A 22138-nucleotide genomic window follows, 5' to 3' on the forward strand; every position below is an offset into this window, starting at 1 on the left:
GGCGCGCGGGTTCTTTGCCGCACCCACAGACCGTCTTCCGGACCTATTCATGCCACCGGTCTCCCGCCCGTCCCGGCCGCCGCGCCGGGACCTCTCCGCCCCAGGCCAAGGGGCCCCGGCGCGGAAGCCGGGGCGCGGTGGTCGCCTGACAAGGCGCCAATGTAAAAACCCCCGGCACAGGGACCGGGGGTGAAATCGTTACACGGAGACAAAACTTACCAGTCGGTCGGGCCCTTGTCGGCAAAGGCATGGACCAGGAAATCGATGAAGGCGCGCACCTTGGGCTGGGTGAACCGGCCCGGCGGATAGACCGCATAGACGCCCTGGGTCTCGACCGGCAGATCGGGGATCGCATCCTCGACCAGGCCTTTCTCCATCGCCTCGCCGTACAGGAAAGACGGCAGATAGGCGATGCCCAGCCCCGCCACCGCGGCATTGAGCAGCGATTGGCCGTCGTTTACGCTCAGCCAGCCGGCGGTGCGCACCTGGCGTTTTTCGCCCGAGGGGGCGGTCACCTTCCAGACATTGCCGCTCGACTGGTTGGAATAATGCAGCAGCTTGTGCTCGTTCAGATCGTCGATCTTGGTCGGCCGGCCGTATTTCTCGAAATAGGCCGGGCTGGCGATCATCCGCTTGGTGGTTTCGGTCAGCTTGCGGGCGCGCAGCGTGCTGTCCTCCAGCTCGCCGATCCGCACCGCCATGTCGAAACCTTCCGAGATCAGCTCGACGTAGCGGTTGTTCAGCACCATGTTGACGGTGATGTCGGGAAATTCGGACAGGAACTCTCCCAGGATCGGCGACATGTGGTTGACGCCGAAATCGGTCGCGACCGAAATCCGCAGCAGCCCAGATGGCGCCGATTGCATCGAGGTGACAAGCGCATCCGCCTCGCCGGCATCGTTCAGCACCCGTCGGGCGCGGTCGTAATAAGCCAGTCCGATCTCTGTCGGGCTCACCCGGCGGGTGGTGCGGTTCAGCAGCCGCGCGCCCAGCCGGGCCTCGAGCGAGGAGACATGTTTGGAAACGGCGGACTTCGAAATTCCCATCTTCTTGGCGGCATCGGTAAACCCGCCCTGATCGACAACGGTGGCGAAAGCTTCCATTTCAGTCAGGCGATCCATACGTGTTCCTCGATAAACTGTGACATCCCGAAGAACAGTAATGATCGTCAATTCGGGCAGAACCGGGGCCGTGCGCTGACAATATCGCGGTATCTAGCGCACTGTTCACAGGGCAAAACACGCATGGCGGGTGTCCCTCATCGTCGCACCATTTTGCGGTGCAAGCCCGCACTTTGTTTCCAAAGATTGTGGCCGCTCCGTGACGTCCGGGCGACAAAAAAAGGGCGGGCACAGCGGCCCGCCCTTTCCTCGATTCACGGCGCGCGTCAGGCGGCCTGCCGATCGTGCCTGCCCTCTTCGATCTCCTCGACGATCTTCGAGACAAACGCCTTGAGGTCTTCGGGCTTGCGCGAGGTCACCAGCCCCAGGTCGGCCACGACCTCCTTGTCCTGCCAGAGGCCGCCGGCATTTTCGACATCGGTGCGGATCGACGGATACGAGGTCACTTGGCGGCCCTTGACGAGCCCGGCCTCGACCAGCAGCCAGGGCGCGTGACAGACCGCCGCCACGACCTTGCCCTTGGCATAGAACGCCTTGATCAGCGAGATCGCATCGGCTTCGACGCGCAGCAGATCGGGGTTGATCTGGCCACCGGGCAGAACGATGGCGTCATAGTCCTCGGCCTTGGCCTCGACGATCCTGAGGTCGGCCTCGGCCTCGCGGCCCCAGTCGGTGCCTTCCCAGCCCGTGATGGCTTTGCCGTCAAGCGTCGCCACGTCGACCTTGGCGCCTTTGACGCGCAGTTGGTCACGCGGGAATTCCAGTTCCGATTGCTCGAAGCCATGGGTGGCGACGACGAGGATACGGGCATTTTCGATCTTGGGCATGACGCGGCCTCCTGTTTTCGGTTCAGCCTGCCCAACGCAGTCCGGCGCCGTACGTTCCCCCCGGCCCGCGGCTTCTCCGGTCACGCCCGCGTGAGGTCCAGCGCCGCGGCATCGCCCCCCCCAAGACGCGCGGCCCGTGGGCCGGCCGGCCTCAGAGCGCCGCGGCCAACCGCGTGCCCTGGTCGATCGCGCGTTTGGCGTCGAGCTCCGCCGCCACATCGGCGCCGCCGATCACATGCACCGAAACGCCGCGCGCCTCCAGCGCATCGGCCAGCGACCGCTCCGACAGCTGCCCGGCACAGAGCACCACGGTATCGACCTCCAGCAGCTCGGGAGCCTCGCGCGCCTCCCCCTTCGAGATCCACAGCCCCTCATCGGTGATCCGCTCATAGTTCACCCCGGCGCGCATCTCGACCGACTTCATCTTCAGAGCCGCCCGGTGGATCCAGCCGGTGGTCTTGCCCAGCCGCTTGCCCGGCCGCTCGGGCTTGCGTTGCAGCAGAATGACCTCGCGCTGCGGCGCCTCCGGCCGCGGCCCCTCGGGCGCCAGCCCGCCGCGTGCGGTTTCGGGGTCGGTCACGCCCCAGGTCCGCATCCATTCCGGCAGGTCCAGCGTCGGCGACTGGCCCTGCTCGACAAGAAATTCCGCGACGTCAAAGCCGATGCCGCCGGCGCCGATCACCGCCACCCGGCGGCCCGGCACCGCGGTGCCGCGCAGCACCTCGACATAGCTGAGCACATTCGGCCGCCCCTGCCCTTCGATGCCGGGGTCGCGCGGCAGCACGCCGGTGGCGACAATCACCTCGTCAAAGCCCTGCAAATCCTCCGCCCCGACCCTCCGGCCCAGCGTCACGGTGACGCCGGCCGCTTCGACCATGCGTTCGAACCAGGCGACGAAGGGCACGAATTCCTCCTTGCCGGGGATGCGCTTGGCCATGTTGAGCTGGCCTCCGATCTCCTCGGCCTGGTCGAACAGCGTCACCGCGTGGCCGCGCTCCGCCGCGGTGATCGCCGCCGACAGCCCCGCCGGCCCGGCGCCGACAACCGCCACCCTCTTCTTGGTCCCGGCCGGGGCGATCACCAGCTCGGTCTCATGGCAGGCCCGCGGATTGACCAGACAGCTCGAGATCTTGCCGCCGAAAGTGTGATCGAGACAGGCCTGGTTGCAGGCGATGCAGGGCGCGATCAGATCGGCCTGGCCGGCCTCGGCCTTGGCGACGAAGGCCGGATCGGCCAGGAAGGGCCGGGCCATGCTGACCATGTCGGCACAGCCCTCCGCCAGCACGTTCTCGGCCACCTCCGGCGTGTTGATCCGGTTCGAGGTGATCACCGGAATGCCCACCTGCCCCATCAGCTTCCTGGTGACCCAGGCAAAGGCCGCGCGCGGCACCGAGGTGGCGATGGTGGGAATCCGCGCCTCGTGCCAGCCGATGCCGGTGTTGAGGATCGAGGCCCCGGCCTTCTCGATCTCCTGCGCCAGCTGCACCACCTCCTCATGGGTCGAGCCATCGGGCACCAGGTCGATCATCGACAGTCGGTAGATCACGATGAACTCCGGCCCCACCGCCGCCCGCACCCGTTTGACCACCTCGATCGGCAGGCGGATGCGGTTCTCGTAGGAGCCGCCCCAGCGGTCGGTGCGCCTGTTGGTATGGCTGACGATGAACTGGTTGATGAAATAGCCTTCCGAGCCCATCACCTCGACGCCGTCATAGCCCGCCTCCTTGGCGCGGCGGGCGGCCTCGGCAATATCGGCGATCTGCTTTTCGATGCCGGCCTCGTCCAGCGCCTTCGGCGGAAACGGCGAGATCGGCGATTTGACGGCACTGGGGGCGACGCAATCGGGGCCATAGGCATACCGTCCGGCATGCAGGATCTGCATCGCGATCTTGCCTCCGGCGGCATGCACCCGGTCGGTGACCACCCGATGATTGGCGATGTCCTCGGGGCTGAACAGCCCGGCGGCACCGGGAAAGACCCCGCCTTCGCGGTTCGGCGCCATGCCGCCGGTGACCATCAGCGCCACGCCACCGCGGGCCCGCGCAGCATAGAACTCCGCCACCCGGTTCCAGTCCCGCGTCTCCTCGAGCCCGGTGTGCATCGACCCCATCAGCACCCGATTCTTCAGCGTGACATGGCCCAGATCCAGCGGGCGGAACAGGTTTGGGTAGCGGGTCATCGGCAGCCTCCTCTTTCGCAGCGGAGGTCAGCGGATTGACGTGACTTTGTCACGCGGAACGTGGGGTCAGAACGCCATCCGCCGTTCCGTCACCCGGTCACGGCTTTCCTCTTGCGGAAAATACCGCGGGGGTCCGGGGGCAGCGCCCCCGGCCTGTCGGCCTGCGCAGGCAGGACGAAATCCCCGCCTCAGCCGGTCTCGCGGCAATGCCGGCGAAAGGCGCGCTTGAGCATGTCGAGCTCGGCCCGCAGCATGTCCACCTCGGCACGGATATCGTCGCCCAGCGCCTCGCCGGCGATGATCGAGAAGCTGTCCAGCACGCCGCCATCGCTGGCATCGGCAAAGACAAAGGTATGGCTGCCCTCGCTCAACAGCCGCGCCGGCACCGGAAAGCGCAGCGTCCAGCTGCCCGGCGCGGCGTCGCGGCGCAGCTCCACGCCCTCGACCGGCCGATCCTTGAGCAGGACCTGAATCGCCGGGTCGCCGGCCCCGGGGGCGCGGTCCTGCACCACGCCCTCCCATGTGCCCTCAAAGAACCGGGTCCTGGTCAGCGTCAGTTCCGACATGTCATCCCCCTCATATCTCTGCGCGCAGCCGGCGGCTGAAGGTCAGGTCACGCAGCACCACCTGGTTCATCTGCGGCCCCTCGAAGATCAGGTCGAGCCAGGCCTTGTCGATGCGTTTCTCGTTCAGCCGGGAATAGGCGAGGTCGAACTCCACATGCCGCTCGCCGCTGTTCAGCGGCACTTCGCGCACCAGCTTTTCGGTATTGGGCCCACTTTTTACGTTCAGCCGGGCAAAGATCTCCAGCGGGCTCTCCAGCTCGACCATGCAGTCGACCCGCACCAGATGCGCCTTGGTCAGCCCCGCGACCGCCGCCGACGGCAGCGCCACCGCCAGCGAGAGATAGGAGCCGTCGAACCGGAACACATCCATCCGCAAACCAAAGGGCGCCAGGTCGGCCTCGCGGGTGTTGCGCAGCTGGCGCAGGGTCAGCTCGGAGATCGTGCAATCATGAAACAGCGTCACTTCGCCACCCAGCTGCACGCCGCTCTCGACCGCCGCGCCCCCCGCCGCCGGCAGTGGGCCGCGCCAGGCCTCGGGGCGCCAGGTCCAGTCGCTGTCATGCGGTGCGGCGATGGCATCGCTGCCGATCGCCGGCAGGGCCAGCCGGTAGTCCGCCACATGCAGAAGCTCGTCGAGCTGCCGGCGGAGCTTGCGGGCGCGGCCGCGCTGGCGGCGCAATTCGGCCAGGTCGGCCTGCGGCGCGGCCAGCGCCGCGTTGCGCCAGCGGCGCAGCGCGCCGCGATGGGTGATCCGATCCAGAAAGCCGCGTCTCTGCCCTGCCATTGCCCTGCCTGTTCTACTGCCCCTGCTGCACCGGTGCCGCGTGTCGTTGCCGCACGCAGTCTTACCCCGAACCCTTACAATTCCACAAACGCCCGAACCGTGCTGCCGGGTCAAGACCCATGTGCCCGCCCCGGCGCGAACTCACTCTGGCCTGTTGCCGCGGATCCCTTTGGCAATGGCCAGCAGCAGCGCCGCGCCGGCGCCGCCGGCGATCTGGCCGTCCTCCGGCCCATAGGCCGCCAGCGAGATCGCCCGCTGTTCATGCACAAAGACCGCGCGCCAGACCGGATCGCCGAGCTGCGAGGGATCGGAGGACACCCGGGGGCGCAGCCGCATCAGCGCCACGTCGTCCACCCGGTCCTCGCTGCGCACCGCACCGCTCTCGACCGCCTGGCGCAGCGCCTCGACCGCATCCGCCTCGCCCGGGGCGCGCCGCGCCGAGACCGCGACCGTCAGCACGCCGCTGGGCACGGCGCCGCCGGTCTCGGTCGCGCCGAGCGCATGACACCCGACCAGCAGCGCAAAACCCTGCTGGCCGCGCGCCTGAAGCGATTCCGGTTCGATGCACCAGCCGCGCGGCGCGGTAAGCTGCACATCGCCCCGCGCCAGCGCCGCCCGCGATTGCGGCGCCGCCGGCTGCCGGGGCTGGGTCAGCGCCGACAAGAAGCCCCCGCCCGCCGGCCGGTCGATCAGCGCCAGTCGCGGCACCTCCTCGCCGCAGGCGGTCAGCCCGGCAAGCAGCAGCGCCATGCCGGCCGCCTTTGGCACCGTGATCCCTTGTCGTCCTGGCATGCCCTCGTCCCGCCAGAACCCGGCGGGCCATCTCCGTTGAAGTGACCTGGTGCAATCTATGCCGGGTGTCGGATTTGCCGCAAGCCCCGATGCGCGACATTTCCCGGCCGGCTTTCCGGTGCCCCGCCGCGGCTCCGGTCATGATTGCATTTCACCGCCATCCCGCTTAAGTCGAGGGCAAATGGCCGTGATATGGCCCGAAGAACAGGTCGGACATGAACTGGATCACCAACTACGTGCGTCCGCGCATCAATTCGATTTTCTCGCGGCGCGAGGTGCCGGAGAACCTCTGGACCAAGTGCAGCGAATGCGGCACCATGCTGTTTCACCGCGAGATCCGGGAAAACCTGAACGTCTGCACCAGCTGCGGCCATCACATGCCGATCAGCCCGCGCGACCGGTTTCACACCCTGTTCGATGGCGGCATCTTCCGCGAGGTTGCGGTGCCCGAACCGCTGGCCGATCCGCTGCATTTCCGCGATCAGAAAAAGTATCCCGACCGCATGCGGGCGGCACAGAAGACCACCGGTGAAAAAGAGGCGATGCTGGTCGCCGAGGGCGAGATCGGCCGCACGCCGATCGTGGCCGCCGGCCAGGATTTCTCCTTCATGGGCGGGTCGATGGGCATGTATGTCGGCAATGCGATCATCGCCGCCGCCGAACGTGCCGTGGCCCGGGGCTGTCCGCTGATCCTGTTCTCGGCCGCCGGCGGCGCGCGCATGCAGGAGGGCATCCTGTCGCTGATGCAGATGCCGCGCACCACGGTGGCGGTGCAGATGCTGAAAGAGGCCAACCTGCCGTATATCGTCGTGCTGACCCATCCCACCACCGGCGGCGTGACGGCCTCTTATGCGATGCTGGGCGACGTGCAGATCGCCGAGCCCAATGCGCTGATCTGCTTTGCCGGGCCGCGGGTGATCGAACAGACGATCCGCGAAAAGCTGCCCGAAGGCTTCCAGCGCGCCGAATATCTGCTCGAACACGGCATGCTCGACCGGGTGACGCGCCGCAAGGATCTGCGCGACGAGCTGATCACCATCTGCCGCATGCTGATGGGCCAACCGCCGGCGGTTCACGGTGACCTGCCCGCCCCGGCCGATGCGGTGCCGGAACCGAAGCCGGAACCGACAAAGCCGCCGAAAGCGGCGGACGAGCACGCCGCAAAGGAATGAGCGCCGAGACCTCCGACGTCATCCTGCAACGGATGATGGCGCTGCACCCCAAGGTGATCGATCTGACGCTCGACCGGGTCTGGCGCCTGCTCGAAGCGCTGGGCAATCCGCAGAACGACCTGCCGCCGGTGATCCATATCGCCGGCACCAACGGCAAGGGGTCGACCCAGGCGATGATCCGCGCCGGGCTGGAAGCCGCCGGCAAACGCGTGCACGCCTATACGTCGCCGCATCTGGCGCGGTTTCACGAACGCATCCGGCTGGCCGGCACGCTGATATCCGAACCGGCGCTGACCGATTATCTCGATGAATGTTATGCCGCCAACGGCGGCGAAAGCATCACCTACTTCGAGATCACCACCTGCGCCGCCATCCTCGCCATGGCGCGCACCCCGGCCGATTACACCCTGCTCGAGGTCGGCCTCGGCGGTCGGCTGGACGCCACCAACGTCATCGACCGCCCGGCGCTGACGGTGATCACCCCGGTCTCGATCGACCACGAACAATTCCTCGGCAACACGCTGGCAAAGATCGCCGCCGAAAAGGCTGGCATCCTCAAGCGCGGTGTGCCCTGTGTCATCGGCCCGCAACAGGAGGCAGCGCTGGAGGTGATCGAGGCCCGGGGCGCGCAGCTAGGGGCGCCTCTGCTCGCCCACGGCCAGCACTGGCATGCCCATGAGGAACGTGACGGCATGGTCTTTCAGGATGACGCCGGACTGCTCGACCTGCCGTTGCCCAATCTGCCCGGCGCGCATCAGATCGACAACGCCGGCACCGCCCTGGCCGCGCTGCGGCACCTGGGCTTTGACGAAGCCGCCTGCACGGCGGCCGTCACCCGGGCGGTCTGGCCGGCGCGGATGCAGCGTCTTACTGAAGGGCCGCTGGCCGAAATGGCGCCCCGGGCCCAGCTCTGGCTCGACGGCGGCCATAATGCGGCGGCGGGCGTGGCGCTGGCGGCGCATCTGGCCCGGCTGCCGGCGCGGCCGACGCATCTGATCTGCGGCATGCTCAACACCAAGGACGTCACAGGCTATCTGCGACCGCTGGCACAGGTCGCACAAAGCCTCACCGCCGTGCCGATCCCGGGCGAGGCCAACACCCTGCCGGCCGAGGAAACCGTTGCCGCCGCCAAGGCCGTTGGCCTGCCCGCCAAGGCCGCCACCACGGTGGCCGAGGCGCTGACATCCGTAGTGGCAACCGCGCCGGAGGCCCGGATACTGATCTGCGGATCGCTCTATCTCGCCGGGTCGGTCCTGCGCGAAAACGGCTAACACGCTGAGGATGAGTCCTTTTCGCCGGCCGCCCCAGGAAATCGCCCGACGAATCAGGAAATCATTGACTGATTCGGCCATTTTTCGCTATATTTGGGCCTAATAGCGAGCGTTCCGCCCAGATCAATACTTTCCATCGACATGTGGCGGGGGCGCTCTCGGGGAACATTAAATGTTGTGGATTGTGGAGAGCTTCTCCGCCGGCCTGCCCTTGGCACGCCAGGCGGTCGATGCCGGGTACGGGTGTATCCCGCCCGTGCCGCCGCGGCCACGCGACAGCCAGCCCCGGATACCCGATGGGGAGCCTGCCGCGTGACCCGTCTCCTGCTCAGCGGCGGTTTTCTGTCCTGCGCAATGGTGCTGGCCTTTGCCGTCGCACCCGGGGACGGTGGCCCCGACGCGCCGCTTGTCACCGGTGCCACCACCGGCAAGGCGCTGCGGCTGCCCGGGGTGCCGGCAAGCCCCGAGGGGATGGGGTATGTGGTGCAACCGGGCGACAGCCTGGCCGGGATCGCGCTGCGCCACTACGGCACCGCCACGGCGGAGGAGATTATCTATCGCGCCAACCGCGACAAGCTGGCGTCACCGGGGGCCGTGCGGCCCGGCATGAGATTGAAGATTCCGGCAATGTGACCGGACAGGCATAACAAACAGGCAACAAAGCCAGAGCAGCACCTCAAGGGGCCCTTCGGGGCCCCTTTCCTTTGCCCTCCGGCTGCGCCCGTTCAGTCGATCTCGCGCGCCTCTTCGGTCAGCATCACCGGGATGCCATTGCGGATCGGAAAGGCCAGCCCGGCCTTGCGCGAGATCAGCTCCTGTTTCGCGGCGTCATATTCCAGCCGCGACTGGGTGCGCGGGCAGACCAGCGCCTCGAGCATCCGGCGGTCAAAACCGCCTTCCTTGATCTCCTGGTCCATCATTGCATGATCTCCTCGGCTGTGCCGCCCCGCAGGGCGAATTCGATCAGGGTGACAAGCGTCTCGCGCCGGGTGGGCAGCGACGGCGCCTCGAGCAGCGCCTGCTTGTCCTCGGGGGCGAACTCCAGCAACATCGCCAGGGAATTGATCAAGAGCTCGTCCTCGGCGTCGTTCAGCGTGTCCCAGTCCGCCGCCAGCGATTGCGCGTCGAAATACCGCTCCAGCAACGACATGAAGCCGGCGCGGTCGAACCCCAGGTCCTGCTCGTCCTGCCCGAGATCGCGGGCAAAGTGGCTCCAGTCGACCTCGCAGCGGCGATAGGGGGCAAATCCCTCGATCTCGCGGACCATGCGAAAGCGGGACACCCCGCCGAGAGTGACCATGTAGCGGCCGTCCTCGGTTTCGGAAAACTGGGTCAGCCGTCCGGCGCAGCCGATGGCATGCAGCCGGCCGTCCTCGTCCCCGGGGCCGGGGTTTGGCTGGATCATCCCGATCAACCGTTGCGGCGTCTTCATGCAATCCTCGATCATCGCCAGATAGCGCGGCTCGAAGATGTGCAAGGGCAGCCGCGACCGGGGCAAGAGAAGCGCCCCGGGCAGGGGAAAGACCGGGAGTGTGTCGGGCAAGTCTGCTGCGCTGATCATGAAGGCTAACCTAGCCTGCGAATGCGATCAGGCAAATATCATCGAGCTCAGTTTTCGCCGTCCGTTGAGAACCACCGGGTCATTCGGCTTGAGCGCCTCGAAAATCGTGAACAGCTGCGCCTTAGCGGCACCGTCGTTCCATTCACGGTCCCGGCGGAAGATTTCCAGCAATTCGTCCACCGCCGCCGCGGCATCGCCGCCGGCATAATGCGCCTGCGCCAGATCGAATCGCGCCTGATGATCCTCCGGGTTGGCCTCGACCGCGGCGGACAGCTCGCCCAGCGGCCCCGCGCCGGCGGCCTGTTTCGCCAGTTCAAGCTGGGCATGGGCGGCTTCCAGCTCGGGCGCCTTGGAAATTTCGACCGGCGCGCCATTGAGCACCGCCTCGGCCTGATCGAGATCGCCCATCGCGATATGCGACCGGACCAGCCCGCCATAGGCTTTGGCATTGGCCGGCTCCTCTTCGAGGATCGCGGCAAAGGTCTGGGCCGCATCCACCGCGGCGCCCTGCTCCAGCATCTCTTCGGCGGCGGCAATGGCATCGTCGAGCCCGTTGTCGGCCGGCGTGCCGCCGGCGGCCTCGATCACCCGGTCGACAAAGGCCTGGATCTCCGATCCCGGCACCGCGCCCTGAAATCCGTCGACCGGCTGGCCCTGCCAGAAGGCATAGACCGTCGGGATCGACTGCACCCGAAGCTGGCCGGCGATCATCTGGCTCTCGTCCACATTGACCTTGGCCATCTTGACCGCGCCGCCGGCCTTGGTCACCGCCTCTTCGAGCATCGGGCCCAGCGTCTTGCAGGGGCCGCACCAGGGTGCCCAGAAATCGACGATCACCGGCGTCGTCATCGAGGCATCGACGACCTCGGCCATGAAATCCGCTTCCGAGACGTCCTTGATCAGGTCGCCCGGGGCTGCGGCGGCGTTCTGCGATTGTCCGAGTTCCAGCATTGACGGCTCCTTGAGATATGCGTGTTGCGCCTGATATGGGCCTTGCCGCGCCGGCTGCAAGCCACACGGCGGTTTACCTTGACTTGCCGGCTATCTAGCATCGCGCGCGGCAAATGTGAAAGGGCAAGAGATGGCGCGCATCGTTCTCACCTTCGGCGACAGCAACACCCATGGCACCATGCCAATCCTCACCCCGGGCGAATCCCGCCGCTTCGGCCCCGACATTCGCTGGCCGCGGGTGATGGCGGCCGGGCTCGGCGCAGGCTGGGAGCTGGTGGAGGAAGGCCTGCCGGGGCGTACGACGCAGATGGGCGACCCGGTGATGGGCGCCCACATGAACGGTCAGGAGGGGCTGAAGATCGCACTGGCCTCGCATGGGCCGGTCGACGTGCTGGCGCTCATGCTGGGCACCAATGACCTCAAGCACCGGTTTCAACCCAGCCCGGCGCGGATCACCGCAGGGCTGGCCGGGCTGCTCGACATTGCGCTGCACCGAGACATGCTGGCGCGCCATCCCGGCATGCAGGTGCTGGTGATCTGCCCGCCAGCGGTCCAGGAGACCGAACCGCTCCGGGCCGATTTCCTTGGCGCCGAGATGCACGGGCCCGCGCTTGCCGCATCTTACCGGGCCGTGGCCGAGGCCCGCGGGCTGGCGTTTTTCGATGCCGGCTCGGTGATCGCAACCAGCGCGGTCGACGGCGTGCATTTCGAGCCGGAGGCGCATCAAACGCTTGGCGCGGCGCTGGCCGAGGTGGTCCGCGCCATGGGGTAGCGCGCCCGCCCCGGACCTGATCCGGGGCCTCCCCCGCCCAGGGCGGGGCGAAGTTCCGGCGCGTGGTCAGAGATCGAAGCTGGCGAAGACCGGCGCATGGTCCGATGGCTGCTGCCAGCCGCGCACCGGCCGCAGGATGCGGCTGGAATGGCCGGCGCTGGCGATATCGGGCGTGGCCCAGACGTGATCGAGCCTGCGGCCCTTGTCGGCGTTGTCCCAGTCGGGCGAGCGATAGGACCACCAGCTGTAGAGATTGCCTTGGGGAATGTCCTTGCGGGTGATGTCGACCCAGCCGCCGGCATCCTGGGTCTCGCCCAGATGCTCGACCTCGATCGGCGTATGCGACACCACTTTCAGAAGCTTCTTGTGGTCCCAGACGTCATCCTCACGCGGGGCGATGTTGAGATCGCCCACCAGAATTGCCTTTTCCGGGGGCTCGGCGCGGAACCAGTCGCGCATCTCGGTCAGATAGTCGAGTTTCTGGCCGAATTTCTCGTTGATCTCGCGGTCGGGCTTGTCGCCGCCGGCGGGGACATAGAAGTTGTGGATGGTAACGCCGTTTTCCAGCCTGGCCGCCACATGGCGGGCGTGGCCCAGGGCGGCGAAATCCTTGTCTCCCACATCCTCGATCGGCAGTTTCGACAGGATGGCGACGCCGTTATAGCCCTTCTGGCCGCGCGCCACGACATGGCGGTAGCCCAGCGCCTGGAACTGCGCCACGGGGATCTTCTCGACCGGGCTCTTGCATTCCTGAAGGCAGAGCACATCCGGCGCCTCTTCGGTCAGGAGCCGCTCCACCAGCCCCGCCCGCAGGCGGACGGAATTGATGTTCCAGGTGGCGAGGGAAAATGACATGAGGCGGCTCCGAGACGTGAAAGGCTGGCGGAGAATGACCGGTCACGCCACGGGTTGCAAGAGCCAGAGTCGGTGGCTGCCCGGCCCTCTCCCGGGCGGGACAGGTCCGCCGCTCCGCAGGCTGGGTTTGCAACCCGCCGCTTGCGCCAAGGCGGGTCAAGAACCCGCCCCGCGCCCTTCTTACGACGGCGACATGCCCCGAAGCCGCTCGGACCGGCGCCGCAGGATTTCCACCGTCGACAGCAACCCGATGGAGATCGCCACGAGGATCGTCGCGGCCGCCAGGATGGTCGGCGAGATCTGCTCGCGCAGTCCGGTGAACATCTGCCACGGCAGGGTCTGCCACTCAGCCGAGCCGAGGAAGATCACCACCACCACCTCGTCGAAGGAGGTGATGAAGGCAAACAGCCCGCCCGAGATCACGCCAGGCAGGATCAGCGGCATCTGCACCCGGAAAAACGTGGTCACCGGATCGGCCCCCATGTTGGCCGCCGCCCGGGTCAGCGAATTGTCGAAGCTGACCAACGTGGCGGTCACGGTGATGATGACGAAGGGAATGCCCAGCACGGCGTGGGCCAGCACGATGCCCCAATAGGTGCCCTGGATGCCGATCGAGGAATAGAAGAAATACATGCCCGTGGCCGAGATGATCAGCGGCACGATCATCGGCGAGATCAGGATCGCCATGATCGTCCGTTTGCCCGGCACGTGGCTCTGGCTCAGCCCGATTGCCGCCAGGGTGCCCAGGGAGACCGAGATCAGCGTCGCCACCGGTGCGATCTTGACCGAGTTCCACACCGCGCCGGTCCATTCCGAGTTGGTCAGGAAATCGCGGTAGTGTTTCAGCGAATAACCCTCTGGGTCCAACCGCAGCATTTCGGGCGTGAAGGTAAAGAAATCCTCGGCGTTGAAGCTCAGCGGCATGACCACGATGATCGGCGTGATCAGAAAGATGAAGATCGCGCCGCAGATCACCCGGAAGGCATAATGCCAGAGCACCTGCCCCGCAGTGAGATAGGGCACCAGCTTGGCGCGGTAGCGGCCTTCGGCGATCCAGAACAGGAACCAGCCGACGAACCAGCCAAACAGCAGCCCCATGATGGCCGCCGAAACCCCGCCCATCAGGAACCCGCCAAGGCCGAAGCCGGCAATCAGGATCCATTTCGCCGGTTTTTCCTGCCGCCACATCTGGGTGAAGACAAAAGCCACCCCGGCCAGAAGCGCCGCGCCGACGATCAGGCCAATCAGCCCGGCGTCGTTGGCGATGCCCACCAGCAGGCCCATGAAGCCGCCGACGCCGGCCATGACGGGCCCGACAAAGGAAAACGGCTTGGGTTCGATCGGTGTCAGTGCTGCCATGTCGCTTACCCCAGCTTCACGTTGTCGATGCCGACAATCTTGTCATAGGCCCAGTAGAGGACCAGGACGACCACAAAGAGGATCGTGCCCAGCGCCGCCGCAAGGCCCCAGTTGAGCGATGACGAGATGTGATAGGCAATCCGGTTCGAGATGAAGACACCCTTGGTGCCGCCGACGATTTCGGGCGTGATGTAATAGCCGATCGACAGGATGAAGACGAGGATCGACCCGGCGCCGATGCCCGGCACCGATTGCGGGAAATAAACCCGCCAGAAGGCTGTCCAGTTGGTCGCGCCCAGTGATTTGGCGGCGCGCAGATAAGACGGCTGGATGGTCTGCATCACCGAATACATCGGCAGAATCATGAACGGCAGCAGAATGTGGGTCATCGCCACGATGGTGCCGAACTGGTTGTTGATCATCACCAGCCGCGATCCGTCGCCGACCAGTCCGAGCCAGACCAGCACGTCGTTGATCACCCCCTGCTGTTGCAGCATCACTTTCCACGCCGAGGTCCGCACCAGAAGCGAGGTCCAGAACGGCAGCAGCACCAGGATCATCAGCAGGTTGGCGGTGCGCGTCGGCAGGTTGGCCAGGATCCAGGCCACCGGATAGCCCAGCAGGATGCAGGAGCCGGTAATCACCAGCGACATGAAGATCGTGCGCTGGAACAGGGTGATGTAGATGCGTTCGTTTTCGGGCCGCGCCTCGAAGCCGTCGGGCGTCTTTTGCAGGTCGACCGAATTCAGGAAATAGCCGTCGGTGTATTTCGGGCTGTAGACCTGGAAGGTCTCCCAGCGGTTGATGTCGCCCCAGTCCTCGTCGATGTCGAGGAAGGCGGCGGTGAAATCGGCTTCCGGCAGAATCTCGAGGTTGGCGGCAGCCTCTTGCAGGAGTTCGGCCTGCGGGCCGTCATAGGCCGCGATCCTGTCGGCCGCGCCGGGGCTCTGAAGGTCGAGCGCCAGGGCGGCATAGACCGCTTCCCAGGGGTCTTCGGCGGCCACCACATCCTCGTCTTCGAATACGGTGAACACCGCCCATGCAGTATAGGCGCGGGTGGTTTTCGGCAGCAGCGCCGCGATCTCTTCGGAGGGGGCAAAGCCGATGTCGCCCCGCAGGTTCGAAGAGGTCAGCTTGTTGAAACGGTCGATCTGGTTGGTGACGACGCCGTCAGAGGTCTGGCCTTGGCCCGACATCAGCTCGAACCAGACGGCGCCCTCTTTCCAGGCTTCGTTGAGGTCTTCGAGCGGGTCTTGGTAAGCCTCGCCAATGTCGTCGAGCCGCCGGCCGGATTGCCGGAACAGCGACGAGACGCCGGTGCTTTCATAGTTCAACCGGGTGCCGAGCTTGGTGTGTTCCTTGGCCTCGGCGGCGAGGAACAGATCGAAAAACAGGTCCTGAAACACCGCTTCCGGCGGCAGCTCGCCCTGAGTGGCATCCCAGCTTTCCAGCCGGTCGGTGGTCAGTGGCAGGGTGTTGGCAACGATCTCGTTTTCGACCGAGCGGAACAGCATCGAGGCGATCGGCGCGATGAAGGTGACCAGAACGAAGATCAAAAGCGGGGCGATCAGCATCATGGCGCGCGCCTTCTGCAACCGCAGCGCCCGGTTCAGCGAGGATTTCAGCGATCGGCCGTCCGCCGTCACCAATCGCCCGCTGGCGTCGCGGTGATCCTCGGCGTTCAGCGCCTTGGCTTCGTGCAACGCGTCTTCCGGCGTCGGCGCATCCATGGTCTGGGGACCGGTGCTCTTGAGATCGCTCATCTGTCTTTCCCTCTGCCGCGAGCCCAGCCTGTGGCGGTCGCGCGTTTCTGTCGGGGCGGAAGGGCCGCATCCGGCCCTTCCGCTTGGTGTTCAGACGGGGCGCTTATTGCGCCAGCCACGCCTGGAATTTGGCGTCGATGTCGTCGCGGTAATCCGCCCACCATTCGTAGTTGTAGAGGAAGGTGTTGGTGGCGTTCGCCGGATCGGTCGGCATGTGCGGACCCATCTCGATGCCCAGTTCGGCGTGCTGGCCGACCAGCGGCGCCGAGCTTTCACGCGCCGGGCCATAAGAGATGTACTTGGCCTGATCCGCCAGACGCTGGGTGTCGGTGGCGAACTTGACGAAGTGCTTGACGCGGTTCAGGCGGTCTTCGGGCAGACCCTCGGGGATGATCCAGCCGTCGAGGTCAAAGACCTGCGCGTCCCACATCATCGCAACCGGCTGATCCTGCTCTTCGATCACCGAGAACAGACGGCCGTTGTAGGTCGAGCCCATGAAGACCTCGCCATCGGCGAGAAGCTGAGGCGTGTCGGCACCGGCGGACCACCAGACAACCTGATCCTTGATGGTGTCGAGCTTGGCCAGCGCCTGTTCCTGGCCTTCGTCGGTTTCCAGAACGTCGTAGACGTCTTCCTTGGCCACGCCGTCACAGAGCAGCGCCCATTCCATGTTGTTGATCGGGCGTTTCTCGAGCGACCGCTTGCCCGGATAGGTTTCCAGGTCGAAGACCGAGCAGATGTCGGAGGGCGGTTCGACACCATCCGGCACCAGGTCGGTGCGATAACCGAAGGTGGTCGAATAAACGATCTGCGGAATGAAGCAATCCGACACCAGCAGATCGCCGAAATCGTCCTCGGCCGAGGTGCCGTCAGGCGCGGCGGCCAGGTCTTCGTCCGGGTCGATTTCCATCGCCAGGCCTTCGTCGCAGAGACGGATGGCGTCCGAGGCCACCACGTCGACGAGATCCCAGGTCACGTTGCCCGCTTCGTTCATGGCGCGCAGCTTGGCCACGGCCTCGGCCGAGCTTTCGTCCCAGGCCACGGAGACCTCGGGGAACATTTCCATGTAGGGTTCGGCGTAGGCCTTGGTTTGCGAGGCCTGATAGGCGCCGCCCCAGCTGACCAGCGTCATGTCGTTGGCGCAGTCCTCACAGGCTTCCATCTCGCTGTGCGAGGCGGCGAAACTGATGCCGCCGACAGCCGTCAGAACGGAAGTGGCCAGAAGTAATTTGGTACGTTTCATTTATAGCTCCCTGATTCACCCGTTGCTGTACTGTGCGGGCCGGTACGCGACGGGTGACGCCAAGCCGGACCGCATCCCTGAAGCGCAGCGCCGTTGCCGGTCTGCGCGATGTATTCGTCAGGCGGCGTCGAGCGCGCGGCAATCCTCGGGCAACCAGCCGATCTCGACCTGCTCGCCGGGTTTGAGCCGCACCTGGCCGGGCGCATTGCGCGTCTTGACGATGAAATCGTTGTTGCCCGCCACCCGCAGCCGCGTGCGGAAGATGTCGCCCATGTAGATGAACTCGAGCACCTCGGCCTTGAGCGTATGGGCATCGTCGCTCAACCGCGCGGGGTTGAACTCCACCCGCTCCGGCCGGATCGAGACCCGGGTGCGTTGCCCGATCTCGCTGACGTTGATCGGCTTGCAGTCGATCAGCCCGCCATCGTCAAGCTGCACCAGCGCCAGGCCGCCCTTGATTTCCTTGATCGTGCCTTCCAGCGTGTTGTTCTCGCCGATGAACTGGGCCACGAAGCTGTTTTCCGGCTCTTCATAAAGCTGATCCGGCGGCGCCAGCTGCTGGATGCGGCCGTCGTCGAACACCGCGACCCGGTCCGACATGGTCAGCGCCTCGGTCTGGTCGTGGGTGACATAGACCGTGGTGATCCCCAGCCGGTGCGCCAGATCGGTGATCTCGAACTGCATCTTTTCACGCAGCTGCTTGTCGAGCGCGCCCAGCGGTTCGTCCATCAGCACCAGCTCGGGCTCGAACACCAGCGCGCGGGCCAGAGCGACCCGCTGCTGCTGCCCGCCGGACAATTGCGCCGGACGGCGGCCACCGAAATCGCCCATCTCGACCATGTCGAGCGCGCGTTTGACCTTTTCCTCGCGCTTGGCCTTGCCGATCTTGCGCACCTCGAGCGGAAAGGCGAGGTTCTCGGCGATCGTCATATGCGGAAACAGCGCGTAGTTCTGAAACACCATGCCGATGCCGCGCTTGTGCGGCGGAATGTTGTTGATCGAGGTGCCATCGAGGCGGATGTCGCCATGGGTGGCGGTCTCGAACCCGGCCAGCATCATCAGGCAGGTGGTCTTGCCGGAGCCCGACGGCCCGAGCATGGTCAGAAACTCGCCTTTCGGCATCGAGAGGTTGAGATCTTTGACGACGAGCGTTTCGCCATCATAGCTTTTCTGCACCCGTTCGAATTCGACGAATGCGCCGTTCGCTGAAGCGTCTGCCAAAATTGGCTCCCTGTTATTTTGCAAGGGTTGATCCCTTTGTAACAGAGTAAAACGCGCAATCCCCCCGACTGCAACTGAGTTGCGACACTTTAGGGGACGTTCCCGCCATCGCGGGACAATTGACTGAATATCAGGCACGTATAAGGCAAAGCGAACTCGAATTTGCACAGTTCGGGGAATTTTTCCTGCACTGTCAGGATTTCACTGGACATTAGTCCGCTCAATCTTGTGGCATACGCTTCGGAATCCGGCACGGAACCGGCTCGACTCACACAGGCGACCAAGAATGTATTGCGCCCAAAAGCGAGGTGAAATGTCGTTTTCCGGCACGCAGCCAACGCGGCTTGCAGGCCAAGGTCCGTACACAGTTAGTAGGAAGGAAGTGCCATGTCAGACCACCGCTTTGCCAAGGACATCCCGTTCACTCAGGCGGAATATGCCCGCCGGTTGACCAAGGTGCGCGCTGCCATGGCCGAACGCGAGCTCGATGCGCTGCTGGTCACCGATCCGTCGAACATGGCCTGGCTCACCGCCTATGACGGCTGGTCGTTTTACGTGCATCAGGCGGTGATCGTGTTGCCCGATGCCGATCCGATCTGGTGGGGCCGGGCGCAGGATGCCAATGGCGCCCTGCGCACCGTCTGGATGGCCGACGACCGGGTGATGGGCTATGCCGATCACTTCGTGCAATCGACCGAGATGCACCCGATGCAGGATCTCGCGGTGCGTTTTGGCGATCTCGAACTGTCGGCCGCCTGCATCGGGGTGGAGATGGAGAACTACTACTATTCCGCCAAGGCCCATGCCGAGCTGCTCTCGGCCCTGCCGCAATGCGCATTTGCCGATGCCACGGCGCTGGTCAACTGGTGCCGGGCGGTGAAATCCGACGAAGAGCTGACCTTCATGCGCCGCGCCGCGCGGATCAGCGAAAAGATCATCGACGGGCTGATGGAGCGCACCGCCCTCGGCGTGCCCAAGAACGAGGTGGTGGCCGCCGCCATGGCCGATGCGGTGACCGGGGCCGAGGGGCATTGGGGCGACTACCCGGCGATCGTGCCGCTGCTGCCCTCCGGCCCCGACGCCGCCGCGCCGCATCTGACCTGGAACGGCCGGCCCTTCGCCGGCGGCGAGGCCACCTTCTTCGAGATCTCGGGCTGCTACCGCCGCTACCACGCGCCGCTCTGCCGCACGATCTTTCTCGGCACGCCGCCGGATTTCCTCAAACGCGCCGAAGAGGCGCTCCTGCGCGGGCTCGAGGCCGGGATCGACATGGCCCGTGCCGGCAACCGCGCCTGTGACGTGGCCGAGGCGCTGGCCGACGAACTGGGCAAATCCGACATCAAGCGCGCCGCCCGCTGCGGCTATCCCATCGGCCTGTCCTATCCGCCCGACTGGGGCGAACGCACGATCTCGCTCCGCGCCGAGGACGAGACCGTGCTGGAGCCGGGCATGACCTTCCATTTCATGCCCGGCCTCTGGATGGAGGATTGGGGGCTGGAGATCACCGAATCGATCCTGATCACCCCCGACGGCCCGGCCGAACCGCTCTGCAACCGCCCGCGCGACGTGGTGGTGAAATGAGCCACCTCAGATCAAGTACCGAATTGCTGGGCGAGCTGATCGCCTTTCCCACCGTCTCGGCCGACAGCAACCTGGCGCTGATCGACCACCTGGCCAACCGGCTGGAACATGTCGGCGCCCGGGTGCGGGTGCTGGGGGACGACAGCGGTGGCAAGGCCAATCTCTTTGCCACGCTGGGCCCCGAGGGCGACGGCGGGCTGATGCTTTCGGGCCATACCGACGTGGTGCCGGTGGTCGAACAGCCCTGGGACAGCGACCCCTTCGAGATGGTCGAAAAGGAAGGCGCGCTTTTCGGCCGCGGCACCTGCGACATGAAGGGCTTTATCGCCTGCGCCATGGTGATGGCCGAGGAATATGCCCGGCGCCCGCTGACCCGCCCGGTGCATTTCGCCTTTACCTATGACGAAGAGGTCGGCTGTCTCGGCGGCCAGGCGCTGGTCACCTCGCTGCGGGAAATGGAAATCCGCCCCGACATGGCCATTGTCGGCGAACCGACCTCGATGCGCATCATCGAAGGCCACAAGGGCTGTTGCGAATACACCGCCCGCTTTCGCGGCCTCGAGGGCCACGGCTCGGCGCCGGACCGAGGGGTCAACGCCGCCGAATATGCCGCCCGCTACGCCATGCGGCTGCTGGAGCTGCGCGAAGAGCTCAAGGCGCGCACCCCGGCCCTGAGCCGCTTCGACCCGCCCTGGAGCACGATCAACATCGGCGGCATCCACGGCGGCCATGCCCACAACGTCATTGCCGCCCTGGCCGAAGTGGAATGGGACATGCGCCCGGTGCATTGGGGCGACGCCGATTTCGTCAAGGCCGAGATGACGCGCTATGTCGATGCCGTGCTGAAACCGGCGATGCAGGCCGTCGACCCCGAGGCCGACATCACCGTCGAGACCATCGGCGAAATCCCCGGCCTGGAACCGATGGAGCTCAACGCCGCCCGCGATCTGGTGGCCCGGCTCACCGGCGCCAACGGCACCGATCTGGTGGCCTTCGGCACCGAAGCGGGTCTGTTCCAGAGCCTCGGCGCCGATGTCATCGTCTGCGGTCCCGGCTCGATCGAACAGGCGCATATGGCAAACGAATACATCACCGTCGCCCAGATGCAGGCCTGCCTCGACATGCTCGACCGGCTGGTATGAGGTGCCCCGCCGCCCCTTCCTCTTGCTGCAAATACCGCGGGGAGCGCGAGGGGCTGGCCCCTCGCCGCCGAAAGGGTGCAGGCGCGCGCGCCGCCTGGGCCGCGCGCGCCACCGCTCAGAGGTCGGGCTGGCCCGGGAGTGCACGCAGATAGACGACGAGGGCATCGAGATCCTGATCCGTCATGCCGGCGAACTGGCCGTAGGGCATCGGCGGCATCATCCGCTCGCCATCGGGCCGCACGCCTTGGGTGATCATGGTCTTGATCTCGGCATCGGAATAGCCCGCCAGCCCGTCGTCGTGGTGGGTCAGATTGGCCGAGACCGAGGTGCCCCAGGGCCCGTGAAACTCAAAGCCGCCACGCCCCATGTTCGCGCCCAGATCGGGGCCTTGCGGCGTCATCGGGCTGTGGCATTCCATGCAATGGGCCAGCTGCGCGACATATTCGCCGTACTCCGCGTTCACCGCGGCGGCCGGCGCGCCGACGCTGTCGATCGGCGGGCCGTAGGCCGGCGGCAGCGGCATGTTGTATTCCGAGGTCCCGGGGTCGGCCTCGACCGCAGGAACCCGGCGCAGATAGGCCACGACAGCCGCCAGGTCATCGTCGGAAATATGACGATAGAGCAGCATCGGCATCGGCGGTCCGATCACCGTGCCATCCGGGCGCAGGCCTTCGCGGATCGCCCGGGCGAGGGCCTCGTCGGACCAGTCCGACACCCGGCCCGCCGGGGTGATATTGGGCGCGATGGCGGTGAACATCGGGTTCTTTTCCACCAGGCGCCCGGCCAGCGCCTGATCGGCAATCGGGCCCTGCGGGCCCATCGGCGTGTGGCAATTGCCGCAGGCCATCACGGTGGTGACAAGGTATTCTCCGCGGTCCATATGACCCTCGGCACCGGCCAGACCGGCCAGACTTGCAAGAAACATGGCAGATACGACGTGTCGCACGGCTAATCTCCTTTTTGAAATGCGCGGCTCGA

At 65.9% G+C, this 22138-nt stretch carries 21 protein-coding genes; 6 read left to right on the plus strand and 15 right to left on the minus strand.

All coding sequences use genetic code 11. The features are described from left to right. Positions 1-215 precede the first annotated feature (215 nt). The 6 genes from BMW90_RS08050 to BMW90_RS08075 form a co-directional block, all read right to left on the minus strand. The gene (locus tag BMW90_RS08050; protein WP_048533272.1) at positions 216-1121 is read right to left on the minus strand and encodes a LysR family transcriptional regulator; all 906 of its coding nucleotides are present in this window, start codon (positions 1119-1121) and stop codon (positions 216-218) included. A 266-nt stretch (positions 1122-1387) separates the two neighbouring features. Continuing rightward, the gene (locus BMW90_RS08055) at positions 1388-1948 is read right to left on the minus strand and encodes a type 1 glutamine amidotransferase domain-containing protein (RefSeq protein ID WP_074835991.1); all 561 of its coding nucleotides are present in this window, start codon (positions 1946-1948) and stop codon (positions 1388-1390) included. Positions 1949-2099: 151 nt separating this feature from the next. Further along, a complete protein-coding gene (locus tag BMW90_RS08060) occupies positions 2100-4127 on the minus strand; it encodes an NADPH-dependent 2,4-dienoyl-CoA reductase (protein ID WP_074835993.1) in 2028 nt (675 codons plus the stop codon). A 188-nt stretch (positions 4128-4315) separates the two neighbouring features. Further along, positions 4316-4693, minus strand: a complete 378-nt coding sequence (locus BMW90_RS08065) for a hypothetical protein (RefSeq protein ID WP_048533275.1) — start codon at positions 4691-4693, stop codon at positions 4316-4318. A gap of 10 nt (positions 4694-4703) precedes the next feature. Next, positions 4704-5477, minus strand: coding sequence for a DUF6478 family protein (locus BMW90_RS08070; RefSeq protein ID WP_074835994.1), 774 nt, complete (start codon positions 5475-5477; stop codon positions 4704-4706). 141 nt (positions 5478-5618) lie between these two features. Next, complete coding sequence (locus BMW90_RS08075) at positions 5619-6269, minus strand: hypothetical protein (protein WP_139211263.1); 651 nt, start codon at positions 6267-6269, stop codon at positions 5619-5621. A 215-nt stretch (positions 6270-6484) separates the two neighbouring features. Here BMW90_RS08075 and accD point away from each other — a divergent pair, with 215 nt between their 5' ends. The 3 genes from accD (at position 6485) to BMW90_RS08090 (ending at position 9345) form a co-directional block, all read left to right on the plus strand. Continuing rightward, a complete protein-coding gene (gene accD / locus BMW90_RS08080; RefSeq protein WP_074835997.1) occupies positions 6485-7441 on the plus strand; it encodes an acetyl-CoA carboxylase, carboxyltransferase subunit beta in 957 nt (318 codons plus the stop codon). Then, the gene (locus BMW90_RS08085) at positions 7438-8712 is read left to right on the plus strand and encodes a bifunctional folylpolyglutamate synthase/dihydrofolate synthase (RefSeq protein ID WP_074835999.1); all 1275 of its coding nucleotides are present in this window, start codon (positions 7438-7440) and stop codon (positions 8710-8712) included. The genes accD and BMW90_RS08085 overlap by 4 nt, the downstream gene beginning before the upstream one ends. 312 nt (positions 8713-9024) lie before the next feature. Continuing rightward, positions 9025-9345: a LysM peptidoglycan-binding domain-containing protein gene (locus tag BMW90_RS08090; RefSeq protein ID WP_074836001.1), complete on the plus strand. Its 321-nt coding sequence runs from the start codon at positions 9025-9027 to the stop codon at positions 9343-9345. Between the two features lie 92 nt (positions 9346-9437). On the opposite strand, the gene BMW90_RS08095 is transcribed toward BMW90_RS08090, so the two are convergent. From BMW90_RS08095 to BMW90_RS08105, 3 genes are read right to left on the minus strand one after another with little or no spacing between them, the layout of a single operon-like run. Beyond that, positions 9438-9632: a Trm112 family protein gene (locus BMW90_RS08095; protein ID WP_074836003.1), complete on the minus strand. Its 195-nt coding sequence runs from the start codon at positions 9630-9632 to the stop codon at positions 9438-9440. Beyond that, positions 9629-10273, minus strand: a complete 645-nt coding sequence (locus tag BMW90_RS08100; protein WP_048533282.1) for an LON peptidase substrate-binding domain-containing protein — start codon at positions 10271-10273, stop codon at positions 9629-9631. The genes BMW90_RS08095 and BMW90_RS08100 overlap by 4 nt, the downstream gene beginning before the upstream one ends. 27 nt (positions 10274-10300) lie before the next feature. Then, positions 10301-11224: a thioredoxin family protein gene (locus BMW90_RS08105; protein WP_048533283.1), complete on the minus strand. Its 924-nt coding sequence runs from the start codon at positions 11222-11224 to the stop codon at positions 10301-10303. A gap of 130 nt (positions 11225-11354) precedes the next feature. On the opposite strand from BMW90_RS08105, the gene BMW90_RS08110 reads away from it, so the two are divergent. Further along, entirely contained in the window at positions 11355-11996 is a 642-nt protein-coding gene (locus BMW90_RS08110) for an SGNH/GDSL hydrolase family protein (protein WP_074836004.1), read from the plus strand. A gap of 66 nt (positions 11997-12062) precedes the next feature. Here BMW90_RS08110 and BMW90_RS08115 read toward each other — a convergent pair whose 3' ends face one another. The 5 genes from BMW90_RS08115 to BMW90_RS08135 all read right to left on the minus strand — a co-directional run bounded on the left by BMW90_RS08115 (position 12063) and on the right by BMW90_RS08135 (position 18437). Next, positions 12063-12851: an exodeoxyribonuclease III gene (locus tag BMW90_RS08115; RefSeq protein ID WP_074836006.1), complete on the minus strand. Its 789-nt coding sequence runs from the start codon at positions 12849-12851 to the stop codon at positions 12063-12065. Between the two features lie 180 nt (positions 12852-13031). Continuing rightward, positions 13032-14210 carry an ABC transporter permease gene (locus BMW90_RS08120; RefSeq protein ID WP_074836007.1) on the minus strand — a complete coding sequence of 393 codons (1179 nt, stop codon included), beginning with the start codon at positions 14208-14210 and terminating at the stop codon, positions 13032-13034. Between the two features lie 5 nt (positions 14211-14215). Then, positions 14216-15973, minus strand: a complete 1758-nt coding sequence (locus BMW90_RS08125) for an ABC transporter permease (protein ID WP_083415995.1) — start codon at positions 15971-15973, stop codon at positions 14216-14218. Between the two features lie 103 nt (positions 15974-16076). Further along, positions 16077-17216, minus strand: coding sequence for an extracellular solute-binding protein (locus tag BMW90_RS08130; protein WP_048533287.1), 1140 nt, complete (start codon positions 17214-17216; stop codon positions 16077-16079). 117 nt (positions 17217-17333) lie between these two features. Continuing rightward, positions 17334-18437 (minus strand): ABC transporter ATP-binding protein, encoded by a 1104-nt coding sequence (locus BMW90_RS08135; RefSeq protein WP_048533288.1) that lies wholly within the window; start codon positions 18435-18437, stop codon positions 17334-17336. Positions 18438-18824: 387 nt separating this feature from the next. Here BMW90_RS08135 and BMW90_RS08140 point away from each other — a divergent pair, with 387 nt between their 5' ends. Together BMW90_RS08140 and argE are read left to right on the plus strand one after the other, a co-directional pair. After that, positions 18825-20018: a M24 family metallopeptidase gene (locus tag BMW90_RS08140; protein ID WP_048533289.1), complete on the plus strand. Its 1194-nt coding sequence runs from the start codon at positions 18825-18827 to the stop codon at positions 20016-20018. Continuing rightward, on the plus strand, positions 20015-21160 hold the full coding sequence (gene argE, locus BMW90_RS08145) for an acetylornithine deacetylase (protein ID WP_048533290.1): 1146 nt from the start codon (positions 20015-20017) through the stop codon (positions 21158-21160). Before BMW90_RS08140 ends, argE begins: the two co-directional genes overlap by 4 nt. Positions 21161-21275: 115 nt before the next feature. Here the strand turns inward: argE and BMW90_RS08150 are convergent, their stop codons facing one another. Next, entirely contained in the window at positions 21276-22106 is an 831-nt protein-coding gene (locus tag BMW90_RS08150) for a c-type cytochrome (protein WP_244526459.1), read from the minus strand. Positions 22107-22138 lie beyond the last annotated feature (32 nt).

This window comes from Marinovum algicola, assembly GCF_900109145.1.
Classification (GTDB): domain Bacteria; phylum Pseudomonadota; class Alphaproteobacteria; order Rhodobacterales; family Rhodobacteraceae; genus Marinovum; species Marinovum algicola.